The sequence below is a fragment of the Chryseobacterium sp. WX genome (assembly GCF_029542485.1).
GTDB classification, from domain to species: domain Bacteria; phylum Bacteroidota; class Bacteroidia; order Flavobacteriales; family Weeksellaceae; genus Chryseobacterium; species Chryseobacterium cucumeris.
Genome location: NZ_CP120710.1, coordinates 3,883,569 through 3,910,166, shown reverse-complemented (window position 1 = coordinate 3,910,166; position 26,598 = coordinate 3,883,569). Strand labels below are relative to the sequence as shown.

The 26,598-nt window shown below is 36.3% G+C and carries 25 protein-coding genes; 10 read left to right on the top strand and 15 right to left on the bottom strand.

Going from position 1 to position 26,598, the window contains the following annotated elements; genetic code table 11:
- Window positions 1–89: 89 nt before the first annotated feature.
- Together PZ898_RS17675 and smpB are read right to left on the bottom strand one after the other, a co-directional pair.
- Window positions 90–1,601, bottom strand: coding sequence for an OmpA family protein (locus tag PZ898_RS17675; protein ID WP_277693865.1), 1,512 nt, complete (start codon window positions 1,599–1,601; stop codon window positions 90–92).
- A gap of 77 nt (window positions 1,602–1,678) precedes the next feature.
- Window positions 1,679–2,137: an SsrA-binding protein SmpB gene (smpB, locus tag PZ898_RS17670; RefSeq protein ID WP_034694839.1), complete on the bottom strand. Its 459-nt coding sequence runs from the start codon at window positions 2,135–2,137 to the stop codon at window positions 1,679–1,681.
- Between the two features lie 121 nt (window positions 2,138–2,258).
- Between smpB and PZ898_RS17665 the strand changes: the two genes are divergently transcribed.
- Window positions 2,259–3,881 (top strand): ATP-binding cassette domain-containing protein, encoded by a 1,623-nt coding sequence (locus PZ898_RS17665; protein ID WP_034694751.1) that lies wholly within the window; start codon window positions 2,259–2,261, stop codon window positions 3,879–3,881.
- An 81-nt stretch (window positions 3,882–3,962) separates the two neighbouring features.
- Here the strand turns inward: PZ898_RS17665 and PZ898_RS17660 are convergent, their stop codons facing one another.
- The gene (locus PZ898_RS17660) at window positions 3,963–4,775 is read right to left on the bottom strand and encodes a M48 family metallopeptidase (RefSeq protein WP_277693864.1); all 813 of its coding nucleotides are present in this window, start codon (window positions 4,773–4,775) and stop codon (window positions 3,963–3,965) included.
- Window positions 4,776–5,118: 343 nt separating this feature from the next.
- Between PZ898_RS17660 and recJ the strand changes: the two genes are divergently transcribed.
- The 7 genes from recJ to PZ898_RS17625 all read left to right on the top strand — a co-directional run bounded on the left by recJ (window position 5,119) and on the right by PZ898_RS17625 (window position 14,145).
- Window positions 5,119–6,831 (top strand): single-stranded-DNA-specific exonuclease RecJ, encoded by a 1,713-nt coding sequence (recJ, locus tag PZ898_RS17655; RefSeq protein WP_123278489.1) that lies wholly within the window; start codon window positions 5,119–5,121, stop codon window positions 6,829–6,831.
- Window positions 6,832–6,888: 57 nt separating this feature from the next.
- Entirely contained in the window at window positions 6,889–7,233 is a 345-nt protein-coding gene (locus PZ898_RS17650) for a four helix bundle protein (protein ID WP_253297030.1), read from the top strand.
- Window positions 7,234–7,268: 35 nt separating this feature from the next.
- Window positions 7,269–7,853 carry a nicotinate (nicotinamide) nucleotide adenylyltransferase gene (nadD, locus tag PZ898_RS17645; RefSeq protein ID WP_277693863.1) on the top strand — a complete coding sequence of 195 codons (585 nt, stop codon included), beginning with the start codon at window positions 7,269–7,271 and terminating at the stop codon, window positions 7,851–7,853.
- An 83-nt stretch (window positions 7,854–7,936) separates the two neighbouring features.
- A complete protein-coding gene (locus PZ898_RS17640) occupies window positions 7,937–8,275 on the top strand; it encodes a DUF3817 domain-containing protein (RefSeq protein ID WP_062673669.1) in 339 nt (112 codons plus the stop codon).
- Window positions 8,276–8,639: 364 nt separating this feature from the next.
- The gene (locus PZ898_RS17635; RefSeq protein ID WP_277693862.1) at window positions 8,640–10,901 is read left to right on the top strand and encodes an outer membrane beta-barrel family protein; all 2,262 of its coding nucleotides are present in this window, start codon (window positions 8,640–8,642) and stop codon (window positions 10,899–10,901) included.
- Between the two features lie 44 nt (window positions 10,902–10,945).
- Complete coding sequence (locus PZ898_RS17630) at window positions 10,946–13,204, top strand: TonB-dependent receptor (RefSeq protein ID WP_123278491.1); 2,259 nt, start codon at window positions 10,946–10,948, stop codon at window positions 13,202–13,204.
- 227 nt (window positions 13,205–13,431) lie between these two features.
- Window positions 13,432–14,145 (top strand): alpha/beta hydrolase, encoded by a 714-nt coding sequence (locus PZ898_RS17625; RefSeq protein WP_277693861.1) that lies wholly within the window; start codon window positions 13,432–13,434, stop codon window positions 14,143–14,145.
- Window positions 14,146–14,193: 48 nt separating this feature from the next.
- On the opposite strand, the gene PZ898_RS17620 is transcribed toward PZ898_RS17625, so the two are convergent.
- The 11 genes from PZ898_RS17620 to PZ898_RS17570 form a co-directional block, all read right to left on the bottom strand.
- Window positions 14,194–15,948, bottom strand: a complete 1,755-nt coding sequence (locus tag PZ898_RS17620; protein ID WP_277693860.1) for a discoidin domain-containing protein — start codon at window positions 15,946–15,948, stop codon at window positions 14,194–14,196.
- A 27-nt stretch (window positions 15,949–15,975) separates the two neighbouring features.
- Window positions 15,976–17,001, bottom strand: coding sequence for a hypothetical protein (locus PZ898_RS17615; RefSeq protein ID WP_120232608.1), 1,026 nt, complete (start codon window positions 16,999–17,001; stop codon window positions 15,976–15,978).
- A gap of 4 nt (window positions 17,002–17,005) precedes the next feature.
- The gene (locus PZ898_RS17610; protein WP_277693859.1) at window positions 17,006–18,535 is read right to left on the bottom strand and encodes an FAD/NAD(P)-binding protein; all 1,530 of its coding nucleotides are present in this window, start codon (window positions 18,533–18,535) and stop codon (window positions 17,006–17,008) included.
- Between the two features lie 37 nt (window positions 18,536–18,572).
- On the bottom strand, window positions 18,573–20,087 hold the full coding sequence (locus tag PZ898_RS17605) for a polyamine aminopropyltransferase (RefSeq protein WP_277693858.1): 1,515 nt from the start codon (window positions 20,085–20,087) through the stop codon (window positions 18,573–18,575).
- Complete coding sequence (locus PZ898_RS17600; protein WP_062673653.1) at window positions 20,080–20,295, bottom strand: DUF350 domain-containing protein; 216 nt, start codon at window positions 20,293–20,295, stop codon at window positions 20,080–20,082. The genes PZ898_RS17605 and PZ898_RS17600 overlap by 8 nt, the downstream gene beginning before the upstream one ends.
- A gap of 13 nt (window positions 20,296–20,308) precedes the next feature.
- Window positions 20,309–20,503: a hypothetical protein gene (locus PZ898_RS17595; RefSeq protein ID WP_062673651.1), complete on the bottom strand. Its 195-nt coding sequence runs from the start codon at window positions 20,501–20,503 to the stop codon at window positions 20,309–20,311.
- Complete coding sequence (locus PZ898_RS17590) at window positions 20,493–21,959, bottom strand: DUF4178 domain-containing protein (RefSeq protein ID WP_277693857.1); 1,467 nt, start codon at window positions 21,957–21,959, stop codon at window positions 20,493–20,495. The genes PZ898_RS17595 and PZ898_RS17590 overlap by 11 nt, the downstream gene beginning before the upstream one ends.
- A 1-nt stretch (window position 21,960) precedes the next feature.
- Window positions 21,961–22,320, bottom strand: a complete 360-nt coding sequence (locus PZ898_RS17585; protein ID WP_062673647.1) for an S-adenosylmethionine decarboxylase — start codon at window positions 22,318–22,320, stop codon at window positions 21,961–21,963.
- 21 nt (window positions 22,321–22,341) lie between these two features.
- Entirely contained in the window at window positions 22,342–23,265 is a 924-nt protein-coding gene (locus tag PZ898_RS17580) for an arginine deiminase-related protein (protein ID WP_062673645.1), read from the bottom strand.
- A gap of 55 nt (window positions 23,266–23,320) precedes the next feature.
- Entirely contained in the window at window positions 23,321–23,728 is a 408-nt protein-coding gene (locus tag PZ898_RS17575; protein WP_062673643.1) for a four helix bundle protein, read from the bottom strand.
- A gap of 106 nt (window positions 23,729–23,834) precedes the next feature.
- Window positions 23,835–24,749, bottom strand: a complete 915-nt coding sequence (locus tag PZ898_RS17570; protein ID WP_062673641.1) for an arginine deiminase family protein — start codon at window positions 24,747–24,749, stop codon at window positions 23,835–23,837.
- A 290-nt stretch (window positions 24,750–25,039) separates the two neighbouring features.
- Here PZ898_RS17570 and PZ898_RS17565 point away from each other — a divergent pair, with 290 nt between their 5' ends.
- Window positions 25,040–25,204 (top strand): hypothetical protein, encoded by a 165-nt coding sequence (locus tag PZ898_RS17565; RefSeq protein WP_156121335.1) that lies wholly within the window; start codon window positions 25,040–25,042, stop codon window positions 25,202–25,204.
- Window positions 25,205–25,293: 89 nt separating this feature from the next.
- On the opposite strand, the gene PZ898_RS17560 is transcribed toward PZ898_RS17565, so the two are convergent.
- Window positions 25,294–25,680: a helix-turn-helix domain-containing protein gene (locus PZ898_RS17560; protein WP_062673639.1), complete on the bottom strand. Its 387-nt coding sequence runs from the start codon at window positions 25,678–25,680 to the stop codon at window positions 25,294–25,296.
- Between the two features lie 121 nt (window positions 25,681–25,801).
- Here PZ898_RS17560 and PZ898_RS17555 point away from each other — a divergent pair, with 121 nt between their 5' ends.
- A complete protein-coding gene (locus PZ898_RS17555) occupies window positions 25,802–26,596 on the top strand; it encodes an SDR family oxidoreductase (protein ID WP_277693856.1) in 795 nt (264 codons plus the stop codon).
- Window positions 26,597–26,598 lie beyond the last annotated feature (2 nt).

Genomic DNA, 26,598 nt, shown 5'->3' with positions numbered 1-26,598 from the left:
TTTTATATTTCCAACAAAATTACTCAAAAGTCCACAAAAAAAAAATACCTCCAATCAAATTGGAGGTATTCATTATTTAGAAAAATTAATTATTTTTTCTTTTTAGCAGCAGCTTTTTTCTTAGCTGGAGCTTTTTTCGCTTTTTTCACTACAGTCTTCTTCTCTACAACATCTAGATCAGATTTCTTAAGTGCATCCCAAGCAGCACCGTTAACAGCTTCAACAACTACTTTTCTGTCAACCATTCTTTCCGCATCAGAAGCTTTTTCAGAAACAGTAGCGTCTCTTTCACCAACTCCTACAGATTTTAACTGGTTTGCATTTACTCCTCTAGCTTCTAGAGCACCTACTACTGAAGCAGCTCTTTGTCTAGAAAGTTTCAAGTTGTAAGCATCAGCACCTTTCTTATCAGTGTGACCTGTTACTAAGAATGTACCATCGTTAGATTGCTTGATGATAGTTGCAGCTTGATCTAACTTACCGCTAGACTCAGGTCTGATTGTAGCTTTATTGAAATCAAATAAGATATCTTTAAGAGCACCTGTAGCTTCTTTAGCAATTACTTCTTTCGGCTTAGGACATCCGTTGTATTCAGGAAGACCTGGAACAGTAGGACAAGCATCATCTTTATCTAAGATACCATCACCGTCAGTATCTGGCCAAGGACAACCGTTGTTTTCAGCAGGACCTGCTACTGTAGGACAAGCGTCATCTTTATCGATTACACCGTCACCGTCAGTATCTGGCCAAGGGCATCCGTTGTTTTCAACTGGACCAGCCACTTCTGGACATTGATCGTCTTTATCTGGAACTCCGTCACCGTCAGTATCAGGACATCCTTGGAATTCTGGTAAACCTGGAGTATCTGGACAAAGGTCATCTTTATCTAGGATACCATCCTTATCTCTATCTCTGTTTCCAAATCTGAATAAGATAGAAGCAGAAGCTTGCCAGAAGTTAGCAACAGTAGATTTATCACCTGGAGTTGATACATAATCTCCCTGAATACCAAGACCGAAGTTCTTAGTTACCCAGAAGTTAGCACCAGCACCTGTAGCTACAGTAAAGTGATTAGCTTTACCATTTTCGTTACCATCCTTACCGTTTGTTACAGTTTCGATTGCGTTACCGTTAGCGTCAACAGATGTTCTAGGGAAAGTAAGAGCTGTATAATCATGTCTTAAGTAGTTAGCACCAACTCTTAAATATGGATCAAACCAAGATTCTTCGTTCCATAAAAGACCTGCAGCGTGAGCCTGGAAACCAAGACCTGTCATTAGGAAAAATTCTTTCCCCATGTTGAATCTTTTGTTTTCAACATTTCCAACAGAAGTTTGCCAGTCAATTACTAAACCTTTTCCAACGTTTCTAGCAACTGTTAACTTAGATAGTGGAGGTGTAATAGAAAAGTTGTTCACATTGAACATACTTTTTGTCAAATTGTTAGCAGAGAACGTATTACTGAAGTTACCTCTTGCTGCTACGTGGTTTTCAGCATGAGCACCAACTCCGATTAACCACGGATTGTTGGTAGTCTGTGCGAAAACAGTAGAGGCAACAGTAAGCGCCAATGCTGAAATTCCTAATTTTAGATTTTTCATAGAATTAAATGATTAAATAATTGATAATGCAAAATAAATATAATTTTTCTTTATATACAAAGTTTTTCAAATGATTTTTAACTTTTCTTTAATATTCTGTCGAGGTTCCGTTTATTTTCTCTATCTTTTATCGCCTCTCTTTTATCGAAAAGTTTTTTCCCTCTACCAAGCGCTATCAGCACCTTTGCTTTCCCTCGGTCAGTGATATATAATTTTAAAGGTATTATGGTGTTCCCGGCATCCTTTAACTTTTTTTCAAGTTTTTGTAATTCTTTTTTGTGCAAGAGCAATTTCCGTTCCCTTTTTGTTTTATGATTGTAAAAAGTTCCCAATTTATACTCATCAATCATCATGTTGATGATGTACAATTCCCCATCAATAAACTGACAGAAGGATTCTGTAATGGATGCTTTGGATGAACGTAAAGATTTTATTTCCGTACCCGTCAAAACCATTCCGGCTTCGTATTCTTCGAGAATTTCATATTCAAAACGGGCTCTCTTATTTAATATGCTAACTGTTTTCTCAATCTTCATCATTTTAAAATTTCGTTAATGAAATATATAAAAAATACCATACATTTAAAAACTTGACTATTATATTATTACAAAATACCCAAATTCTTTTCGTATTTTTGCGCCAAATTTACAAAACTATATGTTAACAGTATCTAACTTATCTTTACAATTCGGGAAAAGAGTTCTTTTTGACGAGGTAAATATTATGTTTACCAAAGGAAACTGCTACGGGATCATCGGAGCAAACGGTGCGGGAAAGTCTACATTCCTGAAAATACTAACAGGAAAGCAGGATCCTACAACAGGGCATGTATCTCTGGAACCAGGGAAAAGAATGTCAGTTTTGGAGCAGGATCACTTTGCATACGATCAATTTACGGTTCTTGAAGCTGTTTTAAGAGGTAATAAGAAATTATTTGAGATAAAAGAGGAAATGGATGCGTTATACGCAAAGGAAGATTTCTCTGACGAAGACGGTATTAAAGCCGGAGAATTAGGTGTAATTTATGATGAGATGGGTGGCTGGACTGCCGAATCTGATGCTCAGACGATGCTTTCTAACGTAGGAATTACGGATGATATGCACTGGCAGCTGATGAGTGAACTTGAGAACAAAGACAAAGTAAAAGTACTTTTGGCTCAGGCACTTTTCGGAAACCCTGATGTATTGATTCTGGATGAGCCTACCAACGACCTTGACATTGACACCATCTCATGGCTGGAAGACTTCCTTGCTGATTATGAAAACACGGTAATTGTTGTATCTCACGACCGTCACTTCCTTGATACGGTTTGTACCCATATTGGTGACCTTGATTATTCTAAGCTTAACCTATATACAGGTAACTATTCTTTCTGGTACCAGGCTTCTCAATTGGCAACAAGACAAAGAGCTCAGGCCAATAAGAAAGCTGAAGAGAAGAAAAAAGAACTTCAGGATTTCATTGCACGTTTCAGCTCTAACGTTGCTAAGGCAAAACAGGCCACTGCAAGAAAGAAAATGATCGACAAATTAAATATTGACGATATTAAACCTTCTTCAAGAAGATATCCTGCTATTATTTTCGAAATGGAGAGAGAAGCAGGAGATCAGATCCTTGATGTAAAAGGTCTTGAGAAAACAAAAGACGGAGAATTATTATTCTCTAATGTTGATTTAAATCTTAAAAAAGGAGATAAAGTAGCTGTACTTTCCAAAAACTCTTTAGCCATTACAGAATTTTTCGAAATTCTGGCTGGAAATGTTGAAGCGGACAAAGGTACGGTTGCATGGGGAGTTACTACCAATCAGTCTCACATGCCTTTGGACAACACCAACTTCTTCCAGGAAGACCTAAGCCTGGTTGACTGGTTGAGACAGTTTACAAAGAACGATGAAGAGCGTCACGAAGAATTCGTAAGAGGATTCTTAGGAAGAATGCTGTTCTCAGGAGATGAGGCTTTGAAATCTTGTAAAGTACTTTCCGGAGGTGAAAAAATGAGATGTATGTTCAGTAGAATGATGCTTCAGAAAGCGAATGTTCTTTTATTGGATGAACCTACCAACCACTTAGACCTTGAGAGTATCACGACTTTGAACAACTCTTTATCTAACTTCAAAGGAAATCTTTTACTCGCATCTCATGACCACGAAATGCTTTCAACAGTCTGTAACAGAATCATTGAACTGACTCCTACCGGAATCATTGACAGAGAAATGACTTATGACGAATATCTTGCTGATAAAAAGGTAAAAGAATTAAGAGAAAAAATGTATTCTTAATCTGAACAACATTAAAATCTATATAAAAATACCTCAAAGCAATGCTTTGAGGTATTTTCGTTTAAACAATAAATAAAATAATTATTTCGTCAATTTAGCTGTGGGTAACGCTACAGTTCCCGGATCTTTCCATAAACCTTCTTTCTCTGCTTTCTTTTTGATAGATTCTGCTCTTTTGTTGCTGTCGGGGTGAGAGTTGAACATTTTTTCAAAATTAGTCTGTGTACTTCCTTCTGAAAGTAAAGCTAATTTTTTAAAAGCCGTATAAGCACCTACTACATCATATTTATTAGCTTTCATAAAGTCATATGAATAAGTATCTGCTTCAGACTCCTGCTTTTTACTATGCGAAGCATCTAAAAAGGCATTCGCCATCTTTCCTATCTGGCTTTCATTAAGGGTAGATACAGCTGACGAAGCTGATGATGCAGCATCTAATGCAGCCGCCTTCAGATAGGCTGATTTCATAGCATCTTTGGTATCCTGATTCTTTACATGGCCGATTTCGTGTCCGATTACAGCAAGCAATTCATTATCAGTCATAATATCCATTAATGAAGAGAATACGCGTACACTTCCGTCAGCACAGGCAAACGCATTGATATCTTTTACTTTATAAACTTTATAATTCAGGTTCAGACCATCCTGAGATTTATGTTTTCCAAACAGCTTGTTCAGTCTCACAGTATATGGATCTTTAGGTCCTGCTACAGGATTGTTTTTATCCATCCAGTCTACTGATTCTTTGGATAATTTAATAGCATCTTCGTTGGTAAATGTTAAGGCTTTTGCGCCATTTGAAACCATCCCGGCAGCTTTTCCAAGGTTAATCTTCTGTGCATTGATCGAATACATAGCCCCAAATGACATAAGGCTTAGCATAATTTTTTTCATAGTCATTTAAAATTTGGAGCACGAAGATAACATTTTTTACCAATTACTAAGTCAAAAATTCTCCTAATATCCGCATTGAATGTTATTTTTTTATTATTAGAAAGAAACCCGAAAGTTCTTACCGTTTATTTTAAACAAAACAATCATAGAAACGTGTGATACATATAGTTTGAATGAATATAATTTTCCTACAGAGATCATTTTTAAAATGAAAAAAAATATAATTATTCTGATCAATTTAACTAACAAGTATCAATTTTCTCATCCTTATGCCACCTATTTTAAAATCTAATTTGCTGATTTTTAAAGACGCTTTTAGAACTTTTTTCCTTATTTTTGTGAAATGAGTCAAAAATGGATTTACAAGCCTGAACCCGATGAGGAAGTTGTTGACAGACTAAGTTCGTCACTTGGTTTTGGTACTTTTGAATCTAAAATCCTCGTTCTAAGGGGAATTGACAATTATCAAAAGGCCAGAGAATTCTTCAAACCCAACCTTAACGATATACACAATCCGTTTTTAATGGCAGACATGCAAAAGGCTGTAGAGCGTATTGCCACCGCCATTGAAAATGGAGAAAAAATATTGGTATATGGTGACTATGATGTGGACGGAACCACAGCTGTTGCTTTGATGTACCTTTATCTCAGCAAAATTGTTGAGAAAAAATATCTGGATTATTATATTCCGGATAGAAATTCTGAAGGATATGGAATTTCCACCGAAGGAATTGATTTCGCCAAAGAAAATGGTTTTTCATTAATCATTGCTCTGGACTGTGGAATCAAAGCCCTTGATATGATCAACTATGCCCGTAATCTGGACATCGATTTTATTATCTGTGACCATCACCTTCCGGGTGAAGAGATTCCTAATGCTGCGGCTGTACTTGATCCTAAAAGAAGTGACTGCAGATATCCTTTCAAGGAATTGTCAGGATGTGGCGTTGGTTTTAAACTTTGTCAGGGACTTAATACCATTTATAAATTACCGGAAGCAGAATTATTTGAGCTGACAGATCTTCTGGCAATCTCCATTGCTGCAGATATTGTTTCGATGACAGGAGAAAACAGGGTTCTGGCTAAAATGGGATTAAAAACCCTCAGAAAGACCAGAAATCTTGGTTTAAGATTATTGATTCCTGAGGATAAGCTTTCTCATTTTGAAATTTCCAATATTGTTTTTGAAATCGCTCCTAAAATTAATGCTGCCGGAAGAATTTCCCATGGTAAAGCAGCTGTAGAGCTTATGGTTTCTGATAATCTGAAACATGCCAATCAGATTGTGAATGATATCATGAACCTCAACGATGAAAGGCGTGAACTGGATATGAATTCCACTCTTTCTGCCCTGAATCAGATCATAGAATCCCAGCAGGAAACCAAGCATACTACTATTGTTTATCATCCGGAATGGAATAAAGGAGTAATTGGTATTGTAGCCTCAAGGCTTATTGAAACCTATTATAAACCTACACTTGTTTTTACTGATGGTAATAACGGAGAAATGGTAGCTTCCGCAAGATCTGTTTCTGATTTTGACGTACACGAAGCTCTTGATATGTGTTCTGAATATTTCCTTAAATTCGGGGGACACCATGCTGCGGCCGGACTTTCGATGGAGAAGGATAAATTTGATGCTTTCAAGGAAAAATTTGAAAGAATTGTTTCGGAAAAAATCAAAGATCATCAGAAAGAACCTTCTATTACGATTGATACAGAGATTAAAGTAGATGAAATCAACAGAGAGTTTATCAATTTCCACAGAAAACTGGCTCCATTTGGACCGCATAATATGAAACCTATTTTTACATTAACGAATCAGAAACTTTCCGGCTATGTAAAAACAATGGGAAAAGATAATAATCACCTGAAGTTTTATATCAAACAGGAATCTACAGGACGAAATATTGAATGTGTCGGGTTCAAGCTGGGACAGTTTGTTGACGATTTTAAAAATAAAAACTTTGATCTTGCTTTTACCCTGGAAGAAAATCACTGGAAAGGCAATGTCACTCATTATCTTAATATCAAGGATGTAAAATTTAGAGAGTAAGAAATAGGGATTAGGATTTAGTAATCAACGAATAGGGAAATACATATGGGAAATTATATGGAATTAATTGTCTGGAACAAATCTGTAGATCTCGTTACTGAAATCTATTCAGTGACCACTATTTTTCCAAAAGAAGAACTATATGGACTTACTAGCCAGATTCGAAGAGCGTCAATTTCAGTTCCGTCCAATATTGCTGAAGGACATTCCAGAAGATCTACCAGCGATTATCTTCAGTTTTTGAAAATTGCAAGAGGTAGCTGTGCTGAGCTGGAAACCCAATTGATTATTTCAAAAAATTTAAGTTACCTTAGTTCTGAAAAATTTAAAATTCTAATTGAAAAAACCTCCGAAATATCAAAAATGTTGAATGCTATAATCACAAAACTTCAAACTCCCTAACCCCTAATTCCTACGACCTAGCTTCTTAATAGCACATGAAAAAAATCGGTTTATTTTTCGGATCATTCAATCCTATTCATATCGGGCATCTTATTCTGGCTAATTATATTCTGGAAAATTCTGATATGGATGAACTTTGGTTTGTAGTAAGTCCTCAAAATCCTTTTAAAGACAAAAAATCTTTACTCAATGACCATAACAGACTTGATATGGTACAGCTTGCGGTAAAGAATTATCCTAATATGAGAGCTTCTAATGTGGAGTTTTCTCTTCCGAAACCAAGTTATACTATTGATACCTTAACGTATCTGCATGAGAAATATCCTGATTATTCTTTCAGTCTGATCATGGGAGAAGATAATCTGAAAAGCCTTCACAAATGGAAAAATGCTGATATCCTGATCAAAAATCATCATATCATTGTTTATCCAAGAGAATTTGAAGGTGAGAAAAAAGATTCCGAATATTTACAGCATGAAAACATTTCTCTGATCAAGGCTCCGGTAATAGAACTTTCAGCTACGGAAATCCGTAATATGATAAGGGATGGTAAAAATGTAAGGCCTATGCTGCCACCAGAAGTTTTTGAATATTTGGATGGTAGTAGTTTTTATAAGTAATTTTGCATAGTGGAAATGAGAGGCTAAAATTAAAAGCAAGAGAAAGACTCTTACCTTTTATCTCTCACCTCATAATTTAAGAAATGGACTTCATCGAAAAAATATTCTCAAAATATTCTCAGGAAAAAATCATCAGATGGTTTAAGCAAATTTGTCTTGCGGAGGCCATTTCATGTCTTTTGTTGTATGGTGTTGCGATGATCTGGATCCGGTATGATGAAAATTTATACTCTATCATCTTCATCAGTGTTATTGGTAGTTTACATGGCTTATTTTTTACCCTTTACCTTTTACTCTGCCTTCCTGCCAGAAAAATTTATAATTGGGATGATGAAGATTTTGTTTTTGCCCTATTATCTGCGTTCTTCCCCTTTGCAACGGTTTGGGTAGATAAAAAACTCGCCCGATTCGACAGAGAATAAACAATATAATGAAAGGACCTTTTCGGTCCTTTTTTATTTTTACAGTTATTACAACCCCGATTCACATATGTCTTTGTGTGAAGCATAACTCCGGAGCTAATGGGAATAAATTCCAGGTATTAATTAAAAATTTCTCATAATTTCTTTCATTGATGTAACATTTTGCATCATTTATTTGTCTTATTATACAGAAAGGTCAAGCAATCAATATTTTAATGTAAATTTTTATTAATTGATAATCAATTGATTATAATGATTTAAAAATATTTTTAAGTACTTTGTATTGCATAATACTAAATTTATTATATATCTTTGTAATGTTAAATAACAAACCATACAAGCTATTAATTAAAAAAGAATAATCATGAAGACTCAAATTCTTATTGCAGCACTATTTTTCGGTGGACTTATCACTGCCCAGCAGAAAAAAGATAGTTTGAAAGTCAATGCTATTGATGCAGTGAATCTCAAGAAGCAGGTTTTCAAAAAGCAGGGTGACCGTTTGGTATACGATGTAGCTTCTTCATCTATCGCTAAAGGAACCAACACCTTTAATCTTTTGAAACAAACACCGATGATTTCCAGCATAGACGGAAAAACGCTGAAGATTTTGGGAAAAAATGATGCAGTCATTTATATCAACAATAAAAAAACCAATATGGATTCTGAGGCATTGATTGAAATGCTGAAGTCCACACCTTCTGAGGATATCCAGAAAATAGAAGTCATCACAGTTCCCGGAAGTGAATTTCAGGTTGAATCCAAAGAAGGAGTCATCAATATTGTCATGAAAAAAAGCAAAAACAACGGCTATAACGGAACGTTGAAAATGCAGAACGAGCAGGCTTATTACAATAATCCTAATGCGGGAGCTTCTTTTAATTTCAGACAGGGAAAATGGTCCGGTAATTCTAATTTCAGAACGGGAAGCTGGACAGACAGACAAAGATATACGCTATCCAACGGTGATCCTACTTTCAGAAATGAGTCTTTTGGGTTTAATGATGATCCTAACAAAAATTTTGGTGGAGGATTCAATGTTGATTATGAAATCAATAAAAAACACAGTCTTGGATTTTCCTACAACATGAGATACAATAAAAGTTTCAATTCTGTACTGGATATTACCAACTGGCAAAACGGAGTATTAAATAACAGAACTGTCAACAACGAGGATGCACAAACAAGAAATCATTCTTTCAATTTGAATTATGAGATGAAAACAGATTCTCTGGGAAGTAAACTTACATCCAACATTTCTTACTTATGGTTCAACAGGGATAAAGTAAGTTTCAATGAAAGTTTTCCTTTAACGAATGATACAATCAACAAATATTCAGCATTACATCAGGCAGTACCCCAAATCATCAACAACTACGCTGCCAATATTGATTATCTGAAAAAAACGGCTAAAGGAGCAACATGGTTAATGGGAATCAGTTATAACCACACCAATACAGATAACGACACCAAACAGGATAAATTAATAAAGGGAGAATTTATTATCGATCCCAACCAGACCAATCACTTCATTTATAAAGAAAATATACTTGGGATTTATCTGAATTATGAAAGAAAATTAACGGAGAAGATATCCGGAAAAATAGGAGCCCGTTACGAAATGACCAGAAGTACAGGCGATATTGTGGATAAAACAGGATTTGAAAGAAATTACAACAACCTTCTGCCTTATCTGAATTTAAATTACGCCATCAATTCCGATCATAATCTGAGCTATACTTTCTCCAGCAGAATCAGAAGACCCAGATTCTGGGAACTGAATCCTTCAAGAACCTACTTTACTCCAACCAATTATACGCAGAACAATCCATTTATACTCGCTTCCAAATACTATAATCAGGAAATCAATTATATGTACAAAAATGCATTCTATGCCAATCTTAGTTTTAATATGGTGGAGGATGCAGCAGCCTCAGACCTGATTCCATTGCAAGGAACTGTAACAGCTCCTAAAAAAGATTCTGAGGGGAAAATCATAAAGGACATCAAAGGAAATCCTATTATGGAAACTACCAGATTCTTAAGATATATCAGAACCAATTATGGAAAAAACAGGGAGATTGCTCTAACTCTTGGAATGAACAAATCCTGGTTTAAAGATATATGGACAACCAACTATTCTGTCAATTTAGGTTATGTTACCTACAAAGGCGGAGTATTTGAAGACCCAACTTCCATGCCCGTTCCGGGAGAAACTGAAGTAGTAGATCCTTACATCATTGATGTCAAAAACTACAATATGTCTGCAACCCTCAATAATATCATCAGACTTTCTTCTAAAAAAGACTGGTTCCTGGGAGTGAATTACTTCTTTGCCAGCCAGACTGCAATGGAAGGAGGAATGATAGGTGCAAGACAAAGCTTCGATCTCAGTCTGAAAAAAATCGCTGGAGACTGGACGATTGTAGCGGAAGTGAGTGACTTATTCAATCAAAGCTTCTACAGTATTAAAGGAGTTCAGCCTAACGGAAAATATAATAATATCACCAACTTCAATTATCCAAGGTTAATGAGCATCGGAGTTACTTATAATTTCGGGAATCAGAAACTGAAAAAAGCAAGGGAAATGAAATCAGCTAACGATGCTGTGAAATCCAGAACCTAATTTATAAAACTTATACACTAAATCCACTCTTAAATAAAAACAACATGAAACGTATAATTTTGTCAATGGCCATTGTATTCAGTACTTGTGCATTTGCGCAGGAAAAGAAAGCTGATACGGCAAAAACAAAAAACATAGAAGGAGTTACCATCACAAAACAGGTTTTCAAAAAGCAAAGCGATCGTTTTGTATATGATGTAGCAGCATCTCCTGTTGCAAAGGGAAATACCACTTTTGATCTTTTGAAGCAGACCCCATTATTATCTTCAACGGATGATAAAACATTGAAAATAGCAGGGAAAAATAATGCCCTCATTTATATCAACGGAAGAAAAAGCAATATGGACGCTGAATCTTTAGTTCAGTTTCTGAAAAATACTCCGGCAGAAAATATCCAGAAAATTGAAGTGATTACCGTTCCGGGAAGTGAGTATCAGGTAGAATCATCTGATGGAATCATCAATATCGTTTTAAAGAAAAAAATGAGTGATGGTCTCAATGGAAATATGAGAATGTCTAACACTACCAATAAATATAACGGGAGTCAGGCGAGTTTCTCGGCTAACTACAGAAAAAATAAACTGGGAGTAAGTGCCAGTCTTAGCGGGGGTGAAAATATCGAACCACAGACCTATACTTTAAGAAATGGTACTGCCAAAACTTCTAATGAATCCGTAGGAGATGTTGATGATCCGAATAAAAACATCGGTGGCTATCTGAATATTGATTATCAACTGAATGATAAAAGCAATCTCGCATTATCATGGAATACATGGGCTAATAAAAGTTATAATTCAACGGTAGATTTATTTAATACCATAAAAAAAACAAATACGGAATATACGTGGTCTAAAAACCGGGAAGATTCAAGATCTTATAACAATTCTGTGAATTTAAATTATGAATTAAAAACAGATTCATTGGGAAGTAAACTGAATGTAAATGCAGCCTACCTCAACTACAGAAGATTCCAGTCCACAGATAACCAGACCTTTGCTTCGGATATCAACAGAAAAGTAGGAAAAATAAAAACACAGGTATTCCAGGATCTTCCTCAGATTATTAATAATTTCTCCGGAATGGTGGATTATAATCAAAAGTTTAAAAATGATCTGACTGTATCTATAGGCGGAAATTATAATAAGACTAAGACAGATAACGATTCTAAAAACATAACTTATTCTTTTAATCCTGTAAAAGCTCCGGATTCAAGACCTAACCATTTTATCTATGATGAAAACATCTACGGAATGTATCTTACCGTTGAGAAAAAGATTTCCGACAAACTTTCCGGAAAAATAGGTGCCCGATATGAGATCACCAACAGTCTTGGAACTTCTGACAACGCTCCCACAGAAGCTCTTAGAAGAATTGAAAGAAATTATAAAAACCTTCTTCCCTATCTAAGTCTGAATTATGCAATTAATGATAAAAACAATATCTCTTATTCCTTCTCCAGCAGAATGAGAAGACCTAGTTTCTGGGAACTTAATCCCGTAAGGAACATTCTTACAGATGATAATTATACTCAGAATGACCCGTTCGTAAAGGCATCTTCTACTTATAATCAGGAGCTTACTTATATGTTCAAAAATTCCTATTTCCTGATTTTAAACCATTCCTACATTCAGGATGTAATTACGCAGGTACCACTTCAGGGATATCCGGTATCACCGGCTGGAAAGGAAGGCGAAAACCCGGCATTAAGATATATCAGAACCAATTTTGGGAATAAACAGGAAATGTCCGCAATGGTAGGTGTTCAAAAGTCATTTTTCAAGCAATACTGGACAACCAATTTCAATATCGGTGTACAGCATAATATTAACAATGGAAGCCTTGATACTGATCCTACAACAGGAGACAGATTCAAAGATGAAAAAGGGCCCAGTGGAAAATTTATTACATACACCAATAAAACCAATTCTACCAGTCTTTTGATCCAAACCAACAACACCGTTCGTCTTGATAAAAAGAAAACATGGTTCTTCGGACTTAATTACTTCTTCGTAGATAAGCAACAGATTGAGCTTGGTTCATTGAAAAACCTGATGAGTCTAGATCTTAGCCTTAAGAAAATGTGGAACGACTGGACGTTTGCAGTGAATGTAAATGATGTATTGAATACCAACATTGTTAAAATTGAGGACTTTCAGGAAAACGGAAATTATAATTATGTCCACCAAAACCGCTACAACAGAAGCTTAATCGTAAGTCTTACCTATAATTTCGGAAATCAGAAAATCAAAAAGGTAAGAGATATCGAGGGTGCTTCAGATGCTATTAAAAGCAGAACCAGATAAAGAATTATCTTTCTTCATATTCAATTATTCTTACGATATCCGCTGATTTTTTTCAGCGGATTTTTTTATATTTAATAGCTATGAAAAAACACATACGAGTTATTTTAATTTGCCTTAGTTTTCTTTTTCTTTGGATAAGGTGTACAGAAAAAAAGATAAATCTGGGAAAAGATATCCACTTTGATAAGGAGGAAAATATTCACTATGGAAACAATCCAGAGCAGGTTATGGATCTTTATATTACATCTACACGAACAAACAAAGAAAAGGATGTTTTTATTATAATTCATGGTGGAGGCTGGAGGGTTGGAGATAAATCGCAGCTTACCTTTTTCACACTCTCTATGATGCAGAAATTTCCTGATCATATTTTTGTCAATATGAATTACAGACTGACATCAGAAACTCATTATGGCTTACCCAATCAAATAAATGATATTAAATATGTTTCCGCCTTCCTAGAAAAAAAGCTTGGGTACAGTCCCAAGCTGATATTATTGGGAAACAGTGCCGGAGCCCATTTATCCATGCTGTATGCTTATAAATTGGATACAGATAAAAAAATAAAGGCTGTAATTAATATTGTCGGTCCTGCAGACCTTTCAGATCCGGGTTTTAAAAACTATCAGGAATATTCCTTTGTGGAAAGAAGACTTGTAGATCCTCGTGTAGTGGATTCTGAAACTTCCAGAATAGATTTCGCAAGCCCTGTGAAATGGATCAATGAAAACTCTCCTCCTACTTTATCTTACTATGGAAATTCGGATCGTGTTATCCCGTCTTCACAAGAGAAAATCTTAGATTCTGTTTTAAATAAAAAACATATCTTCCATGAGTCTTATTCATTCAATGGCGGACATCTGGACTGGGATAAACACCCAAATGATCAATTTCTTATCAATAAAATAGAAACATTTCTCAAGAAAACAGACAAAAAATAACACGTCCTGATTTTTCAAAACGTGTCATTTTTTATATTTTACTTTGATCTATTCTGATTTTACAACAGTCGTTCTTTCAGAAACGCCATTCGCATTAAAAGCTTCAATCTGGAAATAGTATGCATCTGTTCTGTCTGCCCCTGTAAAGAAATACTCATTCTTTCCGTAGACCATAATACTTCCATACAATTTATCGGGAGTCTTTCCAAAATAGATTACATAGCCATCCGCTTCAGGGTTTTGCTGCCATTTCATCCAGATACTTCTTCTTTCACCGTATTTTTTAGGATCAGCTCTTAAAGGCACAAAACCTTCTACTTTTGCAGGCTGTTTCCCTGCTCCTTTTCCAAACACTCTGAAACCGCTTAATGCAAATTTTCCTGTTGGCATTTTCAGATTTTCCATTTTAAGGAAACGGGCTTTTGCAGGTTGTTCAAGTTCTACATAATCGTGAGGAACATCTTTAGTGTTTTTGCTTTTATCCACAATCACACTCCATTTTTTCCCGTCATTGGAACCATAGATTTTATACTGATGCATTTTCCCAAAGGTTTTCCCCATAAACTCGGCATCCTGATCTGCATAATTGATCTGAATGGCATTGATGGTAGAAACTTCTCCCAGATCTGTCTGAAACCATTCTCCGGAATTTCCGGTTTTGGCACTCCAGTACGTTTTGATATCTTCATCTACAGCATAGTTGGGCTGATACCCTCCCAAAGTAGATGAAACCTGAGCCGGTTTATTATAATTCAACAGCATCCATCCGGCAAAAAGACCTTTCGTAAAATCTTTGCCCTGTGCATATTGCGGAAGGTAAGTAGGATAATCGCCATATGCCGTATTACAGTACATCACATCATCTTTATCAAAGCCGGCCGGCCATATTCCCAGCCTTCTTTCAAAATTATTTTTTGTAGAAATAAAAATTGTGGAAACGTGCCACCAGTTCTTGTAATTGTCCTCAAACGTAGCTCCATGGCCTGCTCCTCTGGCAAAACCTCCCGGTTTATAAGAGAATGGATTATGTTGTTGATACTCGAACCCTTCCAAAGGACTTTTGCTCACATACACTCCATCCGAGTATCCACTGAATTCTGTTGCCGGAGCGCCATACTGCATATAATATTTTCCGTTGTGTTTTGTCATCCATGCCCCTTCTACAAAAGGCTGAAGAAAAACGTTGTCATTGTATTCTCCGAAGCGTTCCCAGCCGTGATCTTCAGGTTTTAGTTTAATAATGGGCTTAACGAAACCTTCAGACTGAAGATTTTTTACTTTCACCTCTGTTCCCAGCAATGGCCATTCATTACTTGAACCCCAGTACAGATAGAGTTTATTTTTATCGTCATCATAATGAAACGCCGGATCCCAAGCTCCCACTTTTAAAGTATCCACTGCAATTTTCCAATCATCCTTGGTGGGGTTTGTACTTTTCCAGATCGGAAAATCCTGTTCCCAGGTAGAACCATATACATATAGAGTGTCTTTCATTGCCCATACCGCAGGAGCATTAAGATCATGGATGTATTTATTATCTCTTAAAAACTTTCTTTTCACAAACTTCCAGTCCAGCATATCATCACTATACCAGTATCCTTCCTGGTTGGTAGAAAAAAGAAACAGTTTATTTTTAAAATTAACAATCACCGGATCTGCTGTAGCACGATGTTTCCCTTGTTTTGAAAAAACTTCAAACGGAGTATACCCATAATCAATATTGATGGGATTGCAGAATGTTTTCTGCTGAGCACCCACAATCATTCCTAGAAAAATTGCCAGTGACAGAAAATATTGTCTCATTTTTAGATTTTAAAGATTAAGACAAAGTTAGGCAACTTTTTTGGGTTTTCTCCAAATAAAGCCATCCAGAAGATAATGGGTAAGCTGCGGAACAACTAACAACGGAACAAGGAACTGTAATAATTTTTCTGAAATAATCACATTCAAGGAAAAATGTTCATTCCATACCAGAGTTTCCCACAAAAATTCTTCCATGAAAGCAAAGCTTAAAAGAACTCCTATAAACAAAAAGATTCCTGAAAAAGATTTAAAAATCTGCATCCTGTTCAGCTGATGATTTTCTTTCTGTTGTATTTCCCGGATGTAGATCAATGCGATATAGGGAATTCCGTGAGAAATCACATTCAGAAAAGTAAACAAAAGATCATTGTTAAAATAGACAATCCCAAAATACCAGGAAAGAAAAGTTCCGGTGATCAGTGCTGTTTTCGGAACGTTAATATTCTTTGTTTTAAAAGCTTCAATTACAGTTTTAATAATCCAGATGATCAGAATGGCAAAATAGGTTATTGTAATGAACGGAATATAATCCGGAAGATTTTGAAGCCAGTCAAATTCGTTATCGACAAACCACGTAAAGGCACGAGGAGTTTTAAACCAGTACAACATCGGATAAATGGTAGCAGAATAAACAGCCACCTCATCTATTCTTTTGCTCCAGTTATTCGGTTCAAAGCGGGCGTAAATTCTCATAAAACCATATTGCTGGCGTATAAAATGAAAAACGGCTACCAATGCCAGTACCGACCAGAATGTAAGACTTCCGAATTGAAAAAGGATAATCCCTAAAATCCAGCTTACCGCAGGAATTCCGAGATAAAGCCATTTATTTTTCTGTATTTCTCCCTTTACGAAATACGTTTTGAACAGCGTAGAATATACGTGAGCTACATCCACAAAAACGATCAGAAAAAGCCATGTGTAAAAGGAATAATGATTTTCCAGCCCCTGAATCTGTTTCTGAAAAAGAAAAATAACAAGCAATACAAGGAAAGGTGGTGATAGAATAAACCACCAGTCTGTTTTTACATTATGTATCCACGGCTGTTTCATTGTATCATTGTATCATTTGTCCTGCAGTCCGGATTCCCTGATAAAAGGCTTCTTCAAAAATGGATATTCCGGAAAGATCAGAGTGGGCAAAGAAAATTTTCCCTTCTATGGACTCTTTCGCTTTTTGAGTTTCCTCACCAAAAATCTGATTGGGAACCGGAGCAATCATTGCATGTCCTATTTTATGAAACTGCATTTCCAGAATGAAATCTTCTATCAATGGATGGGCTTTCTTCAAATCATCCAAAACTAAAGTTTTAAGTTCAGATTCTTTCATGGCATACAGCTTTTTCCTCGCTTTTTTGCAATCTGCAGTTGAAAAACTCTTATAGTGGGTAATTACTTTTTCACCTATAATCTGGTTCAGATTCTGATGCTGGTCAAAAATATACCCCAATCCGGAAGTCCCGTAGATCACATTATCCCAGGCCAGCTCTTCATCTCCTCCAAATTCATTCTTTAACGTAATCGTTGTTAAAAGCCACGGCACATAATGGAATGATGATGCTCTTTTTTGATTAAAAATTCTTTCATTCACAAATTGCGGGGTTGCAAACAGTACTTTATCTGCAATGATCTTTTTAGTTTTCTTTTGAGCATTATCAAAACTCAATACTTCAACTCTATCATTGATTTTCACATCAAAAACTAAGTTTTCTGGCATGTGTTTTCCCTCTGTATATTTTGAAAAATGGTTTGCCAGTCTTGCATTTCCTTCCGGCCATGTGAATACCTGATCTTTATATTTCGTGCTCCAGTTGTTTTTTCTTCCGGCAAAGTAATGGATACCTGCCCATGCTGAAACATAGTCAATTCCCAATCCGAAATCGTCTCTGCAGGAATAATCCAACAGCCAGAGAAGTTCCTCTGAATGATAGTTATTTTCTTTGAGCCAATCTTTGAATATTACTTTTTCAAGTTTTACCACCTCATCTTCTCTACTGGAATCATGTACGGGAATGGCGAACCAATATCTTCCTTCAGTGTCTTTCTTTACACGAAGCTCATCCATCAGCTTAAAAAAACGGGTAAGCTCTTGTTGTGTTGTTTCTGAAATACCTCTCTGAGGCACAATATCATTCTGCCATGAGTTTTTATAGAAAAGTCTTTCCTGCTGTGGAAAAGTCATTTGGTATTCATCAAGAATGGGTTCTCCGTTTTGTTCTGTTCCCAGACAGATTTTACATTCTTTCAGGAAATCTATTATTTCTACGTTTTCCTTATTAGGTAAAGGTAAATAATGGGCACCTAAAGGAAATTTTGAAAATGAATTCTGTCCGTTGGAAGAATTTCCTCCCAGATGGTTTTCCATTTCAAGGAGAAGATAATCCTGTTCATTATTCTGGTTAAAAAATCTACATGCAGAAAGTCCGGAAATCCCACCACCCACGATAAGATATTTTGTGTGGATAACTTCTGAAAACTGTGGAAAATTTTTTGCCCATAACTTGTGACCAAGAACATGGTTTGTCCCGGTAATTTTCAACAGCAAAACTTTTACTTTCTTTCCGCAATACTGCAAAAAGGGAAGCATAAGGCTACCTAAAAATATAGTTGTAAGAAAATCCTTTCTACTGTACTTTCCCCCACTCTTCATCGAAATAACGGACTAATATCTGGTTGTCCAGACGGTTAACTTCTACGTCTTTCACTTTCATATCTTTATTAAAATAAGACATCTGTGAAAAGTTATAATCATAGTATTTTAAGCCGGGAAGCTTTCTGTAAACTCTGTTGCTGATGGGCTCAAATGAAGCCATCGAAAATCCCCATTCTCCAAAAGACGGAACATAGGTATGATACGCTGCTGTGAAAGGAAAAATCTGATTGATTGTTTTCTCAATACACCAGAAAGATTTCGGAGCAAAATATGGAGATGTGGTCTGAACCACAATTTTCGTATCAAGCGTTGTCAGCTTCTCCAGTTCTTTATAAAACTGCAGAGAATAGAGTTTTCCTAAGCTATAATTGGACGGATCAGGAAAGTCTATGATGATGACGTCAAATTTCTTTTTACTGTCTTTTACCCATATGTAAGCGTCTTTATTGATGATTTCTACTTTTGGATTGGAAAAAGAATTCTGGTTCAGCCTGCGCATGGTTTCATTGGTCTTGAAAAACTGAGTCATTTCACCATCAAGATCCACCAGGGTTACTTTTTTAACGTCTTTGTATTTCAATACTTCTCTGGCTGCGAAGCCGTCACCTCCTCCCAAAATCAGGACATTATCAATGTTTTTTGCCATCGACATAGCAGGATGTACTAAAGCTTCATGGTAACGGTATTCATCCGTTGAAGAAAACTGTAAGTTATTATTTAAATATAAACGGAATTCGTGCGTATTCCTCGTTAAAACGATTCTTTGATAAGGTGAACTTTTAGTATAAACCACATTTTCGCCATATAGTTTTTCTTCAGAATAAGACAGAATCGTATCTGAAAAAAAGAAAAGTCCCAGCAAGAATGCAAATGCCGCGATAGATTTTACTTTGAGGGAAAGGGGTTTTGATAATTCCTTTGTAAGATAATAGCACAGGAATATCGCAATAGAGATATTGATCAATCCAAAAAACAAAGGTGTCTTTACAATTCCTAATTTCGGAATCAAAACCAATGGAAAAAGAATCGATGCCAATAAAGCTCCGATATAATCGAACGCAAAGACGTTTGAAACTAAATCTTTAAACTGAACTCTGTCTTTCAAAATGTTCATCAAAAGCGGAATTTCTACTCCGACGAGACATCCCGTGAAAAAGACGAAAAGATATAAAACGCTTTCAAAGTGTGCGAGTGTATTAAATAAAATAAACAGCACTACAGAGCTGATTCCCCCTACGATTCCCACCAGGATTTCGATCTCAATGAATTTATCAATAAGATTTCCTTTGATGAATTTCGCAAGATAGGAACCTACTCCCATTGAAAAGAGATACACTCCGATAATGAAAGAAAACTGCTTTACAGAGTCTCCTAAAAGATAGCTCGCCAGGGCTCCTGCCACCAGCTCATAAATCAATCCACATGTAGCAATGACGAATACTGAAAACAATAAAAGCAGCTCAAGAGGAATCCTCTTCTTATCCATGAATTGCCGCGCTTATAATCATTGAAATTCCGATGATAAATGCTCCGAAAACAATAGCCAGTGCTATATTTTTATTCTGAGCGATCTCATGCCATGTTTTTTCCGGGGTAAGCTTTTCAATAACGAAATAGCACACCAGCAGAATAGCGATTCCTAAAAATGAGTAAAGAACCGAGTTTAGTATGGGTAAGAAATTGATGTTGTCCATAGTTTTTATATTTTTATTTGTGATAGTATCTGTAGAATCCTACTCTGGAATGACTTCTTGTAGTTCCGTCGCGGTATGTTTCTGTTTTGGCACAGTCGCAGACCTGATTTCCCTGATAGGTAAGGTATACAAACCAGGTCATGAAAAACCCTCCGATCAAGCAGAGTATCCAGTTTTGTCTTATGTAATTGGTAATATTAGTTATCATTTGCAATATAAGGGGTGTTTGAACTATTCTTCCATTTATTTACATTAAAGAAATGTTTTCCTATCCACATGGCGACAAAGAGCGCAATCATTATGAATAAAATGAATCCGAAGTTCCAGAATGAAACAGGAAGCCAGGTCGCTTTAAGCTGTACATAGGTATTGTTTGAAATAGGATCTGTAGTGAGTCTTAACCCTTCTGTATTGATAAGAGAATCTATTTTTGAAGTTCCAAAGGAAGCTTTCACCAGTTTACCTAATTCTGTTGTATCTTTTTCTAAAGTCTTTCCGTCTATGAAAGTGATAGGTTGCCCTTTATAGATATCGGTTACCTCTACTGTTCCTGATTTATCCCTGGAGATTAATATCCTTGAATCCGGTGACTGAAGACCGGAAAATGCAGGTAATATAGATCCTTCCTTTTCTGCTGAAATAAGAAAGTGATATTGTCCCGAGCTTACTCCACAAAGGTTAAATTCTTCAGACTGACTTCCTTCTGACCAGCTTTCTCCATCTTCGTACCCATGATATTGTTCGATATCTTTTGAGGTATAGACAATTTCATTAGTCTTTTCATTCACAAGACTCAACTGAACATTAGCCCAGGAATTATCAACACCTGAAAATGCATTCACTTTTAATGGTGCAGAACCTCCTGAAAGGGTAAAACTTTTGCTGACCATTTCTTTGTCTTTTACATCAGCAAAATTGATGGTCTCCGCAAAAACAGTTTCGTTAGTTCGTGAGATATACACGTAGAGCTGAAGCAGACATATCATTAATGCGCCCACGCAAAAAATGTTCACCGCCTGTTTCATATCAAAATAATAAGGCTGGACAATTCCGACTCCTGTATAATACGGCATGTGAGCTATTTTAAAAGCTCTTTTAACATCATGTTTTGAAATGTGAACTCCATAAAAATACTGGCTTTTCTTAGCGGTCTTTTCCTGAGAGATCATACGGGTTCCGTTGACATATTCCTTGTAGGTCGCAACGCTGAAATCAATGTGTTCATCAAAAAAGCCGGCAGCAGCATAAATAGTGCATGGAGTATTTTCGTACCAGCGATAAGTTCGCCCGGCATAGGTAGGTAATTTAGAATCTTTGCCTTTAAAATCATCAGGATGCATAGAGATCAGGAAAACCCAATGTCCATCACTCTCACTCAGGAAAGCATCATTTCCTTTGCTGTCTTTTAAAGAATACTCCCGCCAGAAAATACTGTTTCCGTATTTTTTGACAGTAATTGCAACGACTGTATACTCTACTCCATCAATATTTCCTTTCTGTCCTACATCCAAGACAACATTTTCTGTAGGTACTTTCAAATGTTTAATCTTTTTATTTCCTGCTACATCAATGAGGTGAGAGCAGGTTTTACAAACATATTCCTCGATAGGAAAATTAAGATCTAATGTATTTTCTGATTCGCATGCTGGGCAGACATAGTGCATTTTATCTGTAAATTTTGTGTTTCTGAATGGTATTAGCTTTAAAATACTGAACTACTTCATCTGCAATCTGCTCTACTTTTTTGGTATTGTCCTGCGTATAATTACAAAGGAAAACATCAAAAGTAAGCTGTTTAAATTCCGGCCACGTGTGGATACAAAGGTGAGACTCTTTCAGGATTACTGCAGAAGTAAAACTCTCATTTTCAAAAATATGATTGGTTACTCCTACAATTTCTACATCTTTAGTTTTCAGAATATCTTCTGTAAACGTCAGAAAACCTTTGCTGTCTAATAACAAATCTTCTGACTCTGTTTCCAAAGTCAGAAGAATATGTAAACCTTTACTTGATAATGGGTTCAATTAATTTTTTTGGTAAATATATTATTTTTTTGGAAGAAAAACCTCAGCAAGCATACATCTTGCGCTTCCTCCACCATTTACTTCAATAGTATTCAGGTCTGAATAGATAATTTCGCAGTATTTTTCAATAGCGGCTACCTGTTCTGAAGATAAAGACTGATAGGCTGTCTGGCTCATCACCAGGAACTTCTCGCCTTCTTTGTTTTGAACCTGAAGCATATTTCCTGCAAACTGCTGCATCTGCTCTTCAGAAATTTCGATGATTTCTTTTCCTGAGCCTTTAATCGTTTCCACTACTTTTTCTCTTTCCAGTTCATCATCGATACAGTCAAGGCAGATTACCACAAATCGGTCTGCTACACACATCATTACATTGGTATGATAGATAGGAAGTCTTTCTGTTCCTACCGTCTGGAAAGAATGGAAAACAACGGGAGCAAATCCGTATTTGGTACAGAATTCTCTGAACAGTTTTTCATCCAGTCTCAAAGAAACAGAACCATATGCAATTTTATTATCATGATCGAAAATCATGCTTCCTGTTCCTTCCAGGAAATGTCCCTGAGTTTCAGAAAAAGACCAGTCATCCACCTCAACTACTTCAAATCCCTGCTCCTGGATACTTTCAATAATATCTTCTCTTCTTTCCACTCTTCTGTTGGAGGCGAACATCGGATATAAAACCACCTTCCCATCTTTATGGAAGCTTACCCAGTTGTTTGGGAATATAGAATCCGGAGTATGGGGATCTAATGTATCTTTTATGGTGATCACATTGATTCCTTTTTCTCTTAGTTTTCCAACAAAGGTGTTGAACTCAGCCAACGCTTTTGACTGGATATCAGAACCGGTCTGCTCAACCTGGAAATAATTATTTTTTGCTGTCTCAGCGTTGTAACCGAATGCAATCGGTTCTATCATTAATACGGTATCTGTTGTCTGCATTTTTTATAAGTTTGAGGGTATTAGCGTATAAGAGTTTGAGAGTCTGAACAGCGTTTTACAAATTATTATCTTCTTTATTCACCGAAGAAAATGAACACCACTTTTCTGACTGGCTCATCATTTTAACTAACATCCCTATTATTTGGTTATACTTGTTGTGCAAATTATTATATTGCTCTTCATTCATATAATGGCAGGCAAAGGCAAACTGAAGCCATGTTTGGGTTTCTCTCGCTTCTCCCTCCGAATCTGTAAGCTTAGCGATGAAGGATTTTTCATATTTTCTTTTCCCCCAAGCCTCACTAATATTTGCCGTTACAGATCTTGATGATCTTCTTATCTGATCTGTAAGTGAGTAAAGTTCTTCTTTTGGAAAGGATTTTGAGAGTTCATAAATCAACTGTGCTGTTTCAAATGATTGTTGATAAACTTTTAAGTCCTGATGAAATTTAATTGTCGACATACCCAAATATTTTTTTAAATTTAAACAAATATTCAAACCCACCAACACTCTAACGCTCAGACTCTAAAACTCCTCCACTCTTAAACACTAAAACTCTCCCACTCCATTATTCTCTCACAAGCGGCATTGTAGAGCATCTCAATAAACCTCCCATTTTGGAAATTTCTCTGTAAGGAATTTCTTCAACGGTCATTCCCCACTCGTTTCTTAAATGGTCATTCATTCTTGTGAATGCTTTGTCTGAAACTACTACATCAGGAGAAATAGAGAAAATATTCGGAAACATTTCAAACATTTCTTCATCATTGATGTGGAAGCAGTTTTCTTCTCCAAAAATATCGATGATTAAACGGTAATCACTTTCGTCTACGAAGCCGTTTTTATAAATGATACATTTGTCTTCTCCCACAGGATTAAATGTACAGTCCAGATGCAGAATCCCTTCAAACGGAACTTTATCGTTTTTCTTCAATTCCAGATCGATAATTCTTTTCTTAGGAAAATATTCTTTTAAGATTTCTATGGCATACTCGTTGGTTCTTGCCGTTTTATAGTTTCTGTAATCTTCGCTGAAGCAGGTTCCGATGAAAATAAAGTCATTCCATACAATTACATCTCCGCCTTCAATATGCGCGGTTTCGGGAAGATTAATAATTTTTCTCCATGCTACTTTTTCAAAAACACTTTTGTAGGCTTCCTGTTCGTCTGCTCTGTCTGCAATCACATTGGAAATGATCATCTTGTCATCAATGACAAAGGCTACATCTCTTGAAAAAACCTGATTGTAGTCTTTGATGATACTAGGACGCAGAACTTCAACATCATACTTTTTTAAAACCGCTTCAAAAGCGTTCATTTCATTGATAATATCCTCTTCTTTAGGATAAATGTTGTGTTCGATTGAGTAATATGACTTTGCGTCATAACTTTCCTCTAGTGTGGGAACTGGTCCCAATGAATTAGGCTGGCCTAAAACTACTGACTTCAGCCTGCCCGTTTCGTTTTTAATATTTAGTCTCATAAAGATTTATGCAATACTACAAATATAAGTAAAGGTCTCTACCTGTAAAACTTTTGGATTATTTTATGTATTAAATTTGATTTCTAAAATCAACACCCTTCAACAAAATTTCCTTGTCAGTTCAGCCAACTGCAGTGAATAGTCCCAAAAACATCTACAACTTACTATTTTCCATCTACATAAGAACAAAAAAATAGATAATTATATTATTTAATTTCCTATATTAGTGATATAATTTTCGCGAAATTATAGATCATAAAACTTAACTATTAACACCAAAAATCAAAGTCATGAACAAAAACAATCCGGTGCTGAAAAACGCACAAAAATTAGGAAGAGATCAACAAAAATCTGTAATGGGAGGCGCTCCGATTTCCACTGGCAGAAGATGCTGCGAATGGGATGATGCAGGAAACTGTTATATCTGGACATGTGACAGATGCCAATGTCCATAATAAAAAAACGAAAACCTGCTTTTGAAAGCAGGTTTTCTTCTCCTATTGTATAGACTTTTTCACCTGATGTTAAATCAAAAAAGCTAATATCAGGTATTGTTTCTCTCACTTTGTGACAAGTTTTCAAGCCTTCTCAATATCAATATCCGTAAGCGTTCTTCATGATCATCACCCCATTTCCCTAATGTGGCAATTACCGGAATCAACGTCTGTCCGAATTCCGTAAGCCTGTATTCTACTTTTGGCGGCACAACAGGATAAATTTTCTTAGTGACAAGATCATGTTCTTCAAGTTCTTTTAACTGAACATTCAATACTCTGCGGGAAGCATCAGGAATTTTCCGTTGTAATTCACTTGGCCTTTGAAATCCTTCATTGATAAACCACAGCAAACGAATCTTCCATTTGCCATAGAGCACTTCAGCAATCAGATCAAGACCGCAATTCAGATTGGGTAAGATTTTTCTTTCGTACATAAAACAAATGTAACACAATGAGATGAGATCTCAACAGGGGATTAATTTATCCCTATGTGATTCGTAAGACCGTACTTGTAAGAGCCGGTCATACTCCTGAAATTTGTACAAAAAAGAAATCATGACAGAATCATTTCATTTCAACAACGAATTATCAGGTAAAATTGTTTTGGTGACCGGAGGAACAAAAGGAACCGGAAAAGCTATTGCCGAAAGATTACTCACTGCTGGTGCTACTGTAATTGTCACTGCAAGAAATCAGCCTGAAGAGATGAATAATCAATTTCATTTTATTTCAGGAGATCTCAGCCTGGCAAAAGGTACCGAAAAGCTGGTAAGAGAAGTACTGTCTACTTTTGGCAAGCTTGATATTTTAATTAATACATTGGGTGGTTCAGAGACGCCTGGTGGCGGCTTCTCTGTTTTGAGTGATGAAGACTGGGAAAATACAATTCAGACCAATTTATTGGCACCCGTTCGTTTAGACAGAGGGTTTCTGCCGCAAATGCTGGAACGAAAAACGGGAGTGATTATTCATATTGCCTCCATTCAGGGAAGGCTGCCTTTATTTGATTCTACATTACCTTATGCTGCTGCCAAAGCCGGACTGATCAACTATAGTAAAGGTTTATCAAAAGAAGTTTCTCCAAAGGGAGTTCGTGTTCTTACTGTTTCTCCAGGTTGGATCATGACCTCATCTGCCATCCGAATGATGGAACGTATTGCTGAAAGTTCAGAAACGTCAATAGAAGAGGCTACTCAAAGTGTCATGGATGCGTTGGGTGGAATTCCCATTGGTAAACCCGCCCAGCCAGAAGATATTGCAGAGTTTGTTGGGTTTTTAGTTTCTCCACGGGCACAATATCTAACCGGAACCGAATATGTAATAGATGGCGGCACTATTCCAACTGTTTAATC

What these genes read in the sequence shown, in the direction of transcription:
- PZ898_RS17675 (WP_277693865.1), bottom strand. Translation starts at nt 1,601, where the DNA reads ATGAAAAATCTAAAATTAGGAATTTCAGCATTGGCGCTTACTGTTGCC.
- smpB (WP_034694839.1), bottom strand. Translation starts at nt 2,137, where the DNA reads ATGAAGATTGAGAAAACAGTTAGCATATTAAATAAGAGAGCCCGTTTT.
- PZ898_RS17665 (WP_034694751.1), top strand. Translation starts at nt 2,259, where the DNA reads ATGTTAACAGTATCTAACTTATCTTTACAATTCGGGAAAAGAGTTCTT.
- PZ898_RS17660 (WP_277693864.1), bottom strand. Translation starts at nt 4,775, where the DNA reads ATGAAAAAAATTATGCTAAGCCTTATGTCATTTGGGGCTATGTATTCG.
- recJ (WP_123278489.1), top strand. Translation starts at nt 5,119, where the DNA reads ATGAGTCAAAAATGGATTTACAAGCCTGAACCCGATGAGGAAGTTGTT.
- PZ898_RS17650 (WP_253297030.1), top strand. Translation starts at nt 6,889, where the DNA reads ATGGAATTAATTGTCTGGAACAAATCTGTAGATCTCGTTACTGAAATC.
- nadD (WP_277693863.1), top strand. Translation starts at nt 7,269, where the DNA reads ATGAAAAAAATCGGTTTATTTTTCGGATCATTCAATCCTATTCATATC.
- PZ898_RS17640 (WP_062673669.1), top strand. Translation starts at nt 7,937, where the DNA reads ATGGACTTCATCGAAAAAATATTCTCAAAATATTCTCAGGAAAAAATC.
- PZ898_RS17635 (WP_277693862.1), top strand. Translation starts at nt 8,640, where the DNA reads ATGAAGACTCAAATTCTTATTGCAGCACTATTTTTCGGTGGACTTATC.
- PZ898_RS17630 (WP_123278491.1), top strand. Translation starts at nt 10,946, where the DNA reads ATGAAACGTATAATTTTGTCAATGGCCATTGTATTCAGTACTTGTGCA.
- PZ898_RS17625 (WP_277693861.1), top strand. Translation starts at nt 13,432, where the DNA reads ATGGATCTTTATATTACATCTACACGAACAAACAAAGAAAAGGATGTT.
- PZ898_RS17620 (WP_277693860.1), bottom strand. Translation starts at nt 15,948, where the DNA reads ATGAGACAATATTTTCTGTCACTGGCAATTTTTCTAGGAATGATTGTG.
- PZ898_RS17615 (WP_120232608.1), bottom strand. Translation starts at nt 17,001, where the DNA reads ATGAAACAGCCGTGGATACATAATGTAAAAACAGACTGGTGGTTTATT.
- PZ898_RS17610 (WP_277693859.1), bottom strand. Translation starts at nt 18,535, where the DNA reads ATGCTTCCCTTTTTGCAGTATTGCGGAAAGAAAGTAAAAGTTTTGCTG.
- PZ898_RS17605 (WP_277693858.1), bottom strand. Translation starts at nt 20,087, where the DNA reads ATGGATAAGAAGAGGATTCCTCTTGAGCTGCTTTTATTGTTTTCAGTA.
- PZ898_RS17600 (WP_062673653.1), bottom strand. Translation starts at nt 20,295, where the DNA reads ATGGACAACATCAATTTCTTACCCATACTAAACTCGGTTCTTTACTCA.
- PZ898_RS17595 (WP_062673651.1), bottom strand. Translation starts at nt 20,503, where the DNA reads ATGATAACTAATATTACCAATTACATAAGACAAAACTGGATACTCTGC.
- PZ898_RS17590 (WP_277693857.1), bottom strand. Translation starts at nt 21,959, where the DNA reads ATGCACTATGTCTGCCCAGCATGCGAATCAGAAAATACATTAGATCTT.
- PZ898_RS17580 (WP_062673645.1), bottom strand. Translation starts at nt 23,265, where the DNA reads ATGCAGACAACAGATACCGTATTAATGATAGAACCGATTGCATTCGGT.
- PZ898_RS17575 (WP_062673643.1), bottom strand. Translation starts at nt 23,728, where the DNA reads ATGTCGACAATTAAATTTCATCAGGACTTAAAAGTTTATCAACAATCA.
- PZ898_RS17570 (WP_062673641.1), bottom strand. Translation starts at nt 24,749, where the DNA reads ATGAGACTAAATATTAAAAACGAAACGGGCAGGCTGAAGTCAGTAGTT.
- PZ898_RS17565 (WP_156121335.1), top strand. Translation starts at nt 25,040, where the DNA reads ATGAACAAAAACAATCCGGTGCTGAAAAACGCACAAAAATTAGGAAGA.
- PZ898_RS17560 (WP_062673639.1), bottom strand. Translation starts at nt 25,680, where the DNA reads ATGTACGAAAGAAAAATCTTACCCAATCTGAATTGCGGTCTTGATCTG.
- PZ898_RS17555 (WP_277693856.1), top strand. Translation starts at nt 25,802, where the DNA reads ATGACAGAATCATTTCATTTCAACAACGAATTATCAGGTAAAATTGTT.